The 544-nt window shown below is 59.9% G+C and carries 2 protein-coding genes; both read left to right on the forward strand.

All coding sequences use genetic code 11. The features are described from left to right. On the forward strand, nucleotides 1–220 hold a 220-nt coding region (locus NZ585_15130), incomplete at its 5' end, for a type II toxin-antitoxin system PemK/MazF family toxin (protein ID MCS7081361.1). Between the two features lie 13 nt (nucleotides 221–233). Beyond that, the gene (locus tag NZ585_15135; protein ID MCS7081362.1) at nucleotides 234–437 is read left to right on the forward strand and encodes a hypothetical protein; all 204 of its coding nucleotides are present in this window, start codon (nucleotides 234–236) and stop codon (nucleotides 435–437) included. Nucleotides 438–544 lie beyond the last annotated feature (107 nt).

The following is a 544-nucleotide window of genomic DNA, read 5'->3' on the forward strand; positions in this document are numbered from 1 at the left end:
CGTTGCTATGACCTCTAATCCGGCGCTATCGGCTTACGCTTTCACGATTGGCTCAAGCGACTTGGAACATGGCTTCCTGAACCGCCCCGGACAGGTGCGGGTGGACAAAATCTACACGCTGGCCCAATCGCTTGCAGTCAAGACGTTCGGTCGAGTCAAGCCTGAGGTTATTGACCAGATCCGGACGCTGTTGCAAAGCCTGACCACTCCGACAAAGTGAAAGAAAGTGCATCATGTGCCTGTTCTGCGCCGCCATCCCCACCGTCGCCGCCCTGGGCGCCGCTGCGCACGGCAAACGCCGTGAAGCCGAACGCGCCGCCGCACAGCAGGGCCGCTCGCTGCCTAAGCAGAAGCTGTCCATCGCCAAAGCCACGATGGCCCTAGTAGTTGCCCTCGTCATCGCTTCGGCGGTGTATCACACACAGCAGCCGGCGTAGTCTCAGAACTTTGTTCGGCGGCGCGGGCGCGCCTCACCGCTGTAAATTCAGCACATACTTCTCCAGGAACTGTTCCATCTTCTCCAGGCAGTCGCGGCGATTGGCTT

The sequence above is a fragment of the Chloracidobacterium sp. genome (genome assembly GCA_025057975.1).
GTDB lineage: Bacteria > Acidobacteriota > Blastocatellia > Chloracidobacteriales > Chloracidobacteriaceae > Chloracidobacterium.